The organism is uncultured Flavobacterium sp. (genome assembly GCF_963975005.1).
GTDB lineage: Bacteria > Bacteroidota > Bacteroidia > Flavobacteriales > Flavobacteriaceae > Flavobacterium.
This window is the reverse complement of sequence record NZ_CAXBFR010000156.1, coordinates 1-5,608: the sequence shown is the minus strand read 5'-3', so window position 1 is coordinate 5,608 and position 5,608 is coordinate 1. Positions and strand designations below refer to the sequence as shown.

The window sequence follows — 5,608 nt, the reverse complement described above, 5'->3', positions numbered from 1 at the left end:
ACGAAAAGTTGAAAAATTAGGATTAGAAGTGAATACACTTTTGCATTCAGTCGAAGAATCAATTGAATGGTTTCAAAACAATAATCATCCTGATTTGATCTTTTTAGACATTCAACTTTCTGATGGATTATCATTTGAAATTTTTGAACAAATTGACATCAAAAGTGCGGTCATTTTTACCACTGCTTATGATGAATATGCGTTGCGTGCTTTTAAGTTAAATAGCATCGATTATTTGCTAAAACCAATTGATGATGTTGACTTGGAAATTGCTGTAAATAAATTCAAGAATCAAGTCCGAAAAAGTACGGTTTCAACTTTAGATTTTGAAATGATTAAGAAGATGATTTTAGGAACTGAAACGAAAGAATACAAAAACAGATTTTCTGTAAAGATTGGACAACAACTTAAAGTGATTTCAATTGATGAGGTTGAATGTTTTTTTAGTGAAAATAAAGGAACTTATCTACATACTTTCGAAAACCGAAATTATCTTTTAGATACAACTTTGGAGCAAATAGAAGTGGAGTTAGATCCAAAAGAATTTTATCGTGTAAGTCGAAAGTTCATCATTCCTTTAAAGGCTATTAATGAAATTCAGGTTTATAGCAATTCTAGATTGAAAGTTATTTTGCCTTCTTATAAAGAGGAAGAAGTTATAGTTTCAAGAGAAAAAGTTTCTGATTTTAAGACTTGGATCGGTTAAAACTGTACATTAAACTTTTTATATATGTAACTATACGTAAAATTTTGATTGTTAATTAAATAGAATGATACTATAGGAATTATCTATCGTGATTTTAAGCCTTAATAAAGCGTTTTCTTATTCCAATAAAAACAAAAATTAGTATTGTAAATGAAATGAAAAAAGGCACAATAAATTCTATCAAATTTAGAGGTAACATTATGGCTATTATTAACAATTGAAAACCTAATCCAAAAACAGATAATGAAGTCATAAACCAATTTGGAAACCTTTTTACCTTGTATGCATCTTTGTCTAGAAAGTGAATAATTTTATCAAAACTACCATAAACAATAGTGTAGATTTTGAATAAAATATCAACCGATTTTTGACTTTCACCAGGTAAAGCTTTTGGCGATTTGTATTCAAAAATCTTACTTGTTGCGTCACCACCAACCGATTTATTTCTTAAAATCACATAGTAATAATTGTATAAAGTGCCTTGTAATTGTATGCCAAAAAAAGCCAAAATAGTATACCATAAAGAGGTGTTTGAGACAAAACAAATTGCCATAAAAAACATAAAATTTAAGACAATATCGAATACACTATCGAGGTATCTTCCGGTGTAAGATGGCGTATTTTTAATACGGGCTAACTCACCATCTGCAGCATCGATAATTGACTTCAAAATGATGAAGAAACCAGCTGTAAAATAGTAGTGATTTAGGATGCAATATATAGCAATTAATCCGGAAATTCCGAAAAGTAAAGTTACGTGAATTGGTGTGAATTTGGTGTTTTTTAATTGTAAAGCAAAGGCTTTTCCAAAGGTTCTTCCATAGTCTGATAAATCTAAAAATTTATCTTTTTCGGCAAGTTTTGACATGTATAATAATCAAAGAAATGTGACAATATAGTCAGGTAGTAAATATACTATTTTATTTTGATAAACGATGTAATACAAATATCATAGCTGATAAAAGTAAGAAAGCCATCAATTGATGTATTAAGCCTAACCACATTGGAACGTGAAAAATTAAGGTAAAAACACCAAGAATAAATTGCAAAAACACAAAAGACAATAGTATTTTTAAACCTCTGCTTTGAGTTTTGTTTAGGTTAATTTTTCTGCTTTTGTAGTATAAGAATGCGATTAAAGCAACTACGACATAAGCAAAAGTTCTGTGCACAAATTGAACACCACTTTTCCCTTCAACCAAATTTTTAAATAATGAGGATTGTTCAATAAATACACTTTCGTGAATAAATTGCCCGTCGCTCATCAAAGGCCAATGATTATGAACTAATCCAGCATTTAAACCAGCAACAAAACCGCCATAAATAATTTGAATAATAAGAGCAACTAAAGCAACTCTTGCAATAGTTCTCAACGATTTATAGATGTCATTTTTTTGAGGATAGATTAAATCTAGTACAACCCAAAGCGTATAAGCAAAAGTAATAAACGCAAAGGTTAAGTGTAAGGCCAATCTAAAGTGACTCACATCAGGATTATCTATTAATCCACTTCTTACCATAAACCAACCTAAAAACCCTTGAAACGCACCCATTCCAAGTAGAATTATACATTTTTTAATTGTTTCTTTGTCTAATTTCTTTTTAATTAAAAAATAAACGAAAGGAATTATGAAAACGATACCAATAATTCGTCCTATAAAACGGTGAAACCATTCCCAAAAATAGATGAATTTATAATCAGAAAGTGTAAAGTCGTTGTGAATATTTATTTTTTGGTATTCAGGAAATTTCTTGTATTCTTCAAAAGCATCAACCCATTTTTCTTCACTTAATGGTGGAAACGTATCAGTCACTAAATGCCAATCCGTCATGGATAAGCCCGAATTAGTCAAACGTGTAATTCCTCCAACCATTACCATGATAAATAGTAACACACATCCTGAAAGTAGCCATATTATGACTGGTTTATTGTTTTTCATTTTGACCTATTAGTGTAATTTCGTTTATTTTATTCTTTTTATCAATTAGATTTATGAAAATCTGAGATATTAAAAGTTGTAATAATGGCAATAATATTAGTATTAAATTCATAATTATAAGTCGAATAGAAATATTCGATTGGATTAAATTATTTAGCAAATGCTTTTGAAGGAACTGATAAAATAAATTTACAATAATAAAAACAAATAAGAATGAAACTAAGGAAATGATAAAGTAAAAAAGACTTATTTTCTTAACTTTAAGTTTTCTATTCTTGATTTTTTTTGAAAAAAGTATATTTAAAACAATAATTTCCACTATTATGCAAATAGTGAAAAATATTCCAAAACTATCCATGCTTAATATTTTAGTAAAATTACTTTAAGTCTATTGTAAATAAAAGAAACAAAAGTTAAACTTTTTGTAAACCCATTTTTTCAGCTTTTTGCAATACAAATTGATAAGCAGCTTCATATTCATTTGGTATTTCTCCTTCTAAAATGGCTTCTTTAACGGCTTCTTTTAGGGTGCCAATCTCTCTTGAAGGTTTGAGGTTAAATATTTCCATTATTTGTTCACCAGAAATAGGTGGTTGAAATTGTCTAACATGATCTCGTTCTTCGACCTCTACAATTTTTTGTCTAACTATATTGAAATTGTTGTGATATTTCTTGAATTTATGAGGATTTTTGGTGGTGATATCAGCTTCACAAAGTGTCATTAAATTTTCTACATCTTCACCAGCATCAAAAACCAAACGTCTAACGGCAGAATCAGTCACAATTTCTTGAGATAATACTACAGGACGCGAACTCATTATTACCATTTTTTGGACAAATTTCAATTTTTGATTCAATGGCATGTGTAATCTAAGAAAGATTTTTTTAACCATTTTTCCACCTAAAAATTCGTGACCGTGAAATGTCCAACCATTCTTTTTACTAAATTTTTTAGTTGGAGCTTTTCCAATATCGTGTAATAATGCAGCCCAACGCAACCAAACATCATTTGTGTTCGGACAAATATTATCTACAACTTCTAATGTGTGATAAAAATTATTTTTGTGGGTGTGACCTTCAATTTCTTCTACATTATTTAAAGCTGTTAATTCAGGTAAAATGATGTCTAAAAGGCCAGTTTTATATAGTATTAAAAACCCTGTTGAAGGTTTGTCTGTAGAAAGAATTTTGTTTAATTCATCTACAATTCGTTCCCCAGAAATGATTGAAATTCGCTCTTTATTTCTAGTAATTGCTTCTAAAGATTCTGTTTCAATTTCAAAATTTAATTGTGTTGCGAAACGAATTGCACGCATCATTCGCAAAGGATCATCCGAATAAGTAATATCAGGATTTAAAGGTGTTTTTATAGTTTTTGACTCTAAATCTCTTACACCATTGAAAGGATCAACTAAATCACCATAATTTTCTTCATTTAAAGAAAAGGCTAGTGCATTTATAGTAAAATCTCGTCTTTCTTGATCATCTTGTAGCGTTCCAATTTCAACTTTAGGGTTTCGACTTTCTGTTTGATAACTTTCTTTTCGTGCACCAACAAATTCAATATCTGTGTCTTTATAGCGGAGCATTGCTGTTCCGTAGTTTTTAAAAACTTGGACTTTTGGTTTGTTGGGAAGAAGAGCTGAAACTTTCAGCGCTAAATCAATTCCACTTCCTACAGCTACAATGTCAATGTCTTTCTTTAAAGGCCTATTTAAGAGGAAATCACGAACAAAACCGCCAATAACATAAGTTTCTACATTAAGTTCTTGACTTGCCTTTGCAATGATTTTGAATATTGGGTTATTTAGTGCTTTTGTGTAATTCATTTTTTTTGACCTCAAATTCGCAAATTCCTGTAATTGGGATTTGGGATTTATTTTTTGGAATTTTACTTACGAATAATCTTCACTTGACTATCCAACCCTAACTTAATAATAGTTGAAGGATTTTTACAAATTTTATCTTTTTGCAAATTTACTACATAGTCAACACCTTTTATAATTTCTGGGTCAATTTCTTTGAAAGATTTTGGGGAAGGCATACCTGAAAAATTAGCTGACGTTGAAACTAAAGGTCTCTTCATGCGCTCCATGAGTTTGAAACAAAAAGGTTCTTTTACGATTCTAATGGCTAAAGTATTGTCTTCTGCAATTAAATTTTTAGCTACGTTTTTAGGTTTGTCTAATATTAAAGTAGTAGGGTTTTCGGACATGTCTAAAATTTCCCAAGCTACTTCTGGTATATCTTTAAAGATATTGAAAACCATTTTATCTGAATTCATTAAGCAAATCATGCTTTTGCTTTCTTGTCGCTTTTTTAGTGCATAGATTTTAGCTACAGCTTCTTCATTAGAGGCATCGCAACCAATTCCCCAAATAGTGTCAGTTGGATAAAGGATTATTCCACCTTCTTTTATTACTTCGTAAGCGTTGTTTATTTCTGTGTTTATGTCCATTATTTGAAAGTTAAGTTTTTAAAAGATTCAAAACTAATTAGATTTAAATATTTTTTCCTGTTTTTATCCAACATGTTGAATTCAAAAAAAGAGTTTTCAGCTTCAATTATTTTTCCAATTTCTTGTTTTTTAGAAATTATCCCAACACCCCAATCAGAATCTATACAGCAAGAATTGACATCAGGATTAAAACGCCATTTTAAAAATGCTTTCCAAGTAGTTCCATTCCATGCACCGTGAGCAGGAGTTTTAATATATTGAAAATTTTCTCTCGCATGCCATTCAGAAGGTGGATTGCAATCGTGAAGGACAATGTAACCGTTATCTTTGATGAAATTTAATGCATTTAATATGTCCCTGTTTACCTGCTCTGCAAGATGTAACCCATCAATAAATATAACATCAAATTTTATATCATTATTTAATATCTCATTATTGTTTAATTTTTGAAAGAAAACATCACTTGTCATTTTAAAATCGACAGGATTTGATTTAAATTCTACT

Annotated in this window: 6 protein-coding genes; 1 reads left to right on the top strand and 5 read right to left on the bottom strand. The window is 29.7% G+C overall.

Annotation, left to right across the window (positions count from 1 at the left end; translation table 11 throughout):
• Window positions 1-706: LytTR family DNA-binding domain-containing protein (locus AACZ53_RS13500; protein WP_339839493.1), on the top strand; the 706-nt coding region annotated here is incomplete at its 5' end.
• 94 nt (window positions 707-800) lie between these two features.
• Here AACZ53_RS13500 and AACZ53_RS13495 read toward each other — a convergent pair.
• From AACZ53_RS13495 to AACZ53_RS13475, 5 genes are all read right to left on the bottom strand, one after another.
• A complete protein-coding gene (locus AACZ53_RS13495) occupies window positions 801-1,574 on the bottom strand; it encodes a CDP-alcohol phosphatidyltransferase family protein (protein ID WP_339839491.1) in 774 nt (257 codons plus the stop codon).
• A gap of 52 nt (window positions 1,575-1,626) precedes the next feature.
• A complete protein-coding gene (locus AACZ53_RS13490; protein WP_339839489.1) occupies window positions 1,627-2,646 on the bottom strand; it encodes a COX15/CtaA family protein in 1,020 nt (339 codons plus the stop codon).
• 413 nt (window positions 2,647-3,059) lie between these two features.
• The gene (locus AACZ53_RS13485) at window positions 3,060-4,475 is read right to left on the bottom strand and encodes an HD domain-containing protein (RefSeq protein WP_339839487.1); all 1,416 of its coding nucleotides are present in this window, start codon (window positions 4,473-4,475) and stop codon (window positions 3,060-3,062) included.
• A gap of 62 nt (window positions 4,476-4,537) precedes the next feature.
• Complete coding sequence (locus AACZ53_RS13480; protein WP_339839485.1) at window positions 4,538-5,104, bottom strand: L-threonylcarbamoyladenylate synthase; 567 nt, start codon at window positions 5,102-5,104, stop codon at window positions 4,538-4,540.
• The coding region (locus AACZ53_RS13475) for a class I SAM-dependent methyltransferase (protein ID WP_339839482.1) at window positions 5,104-5,608 on the bottom strand (505 nt) is incomplete at its 5' end. The genes AACZ53_RS13475 and AACZ53_RS13480, both read right to left, overlap by 1 nt.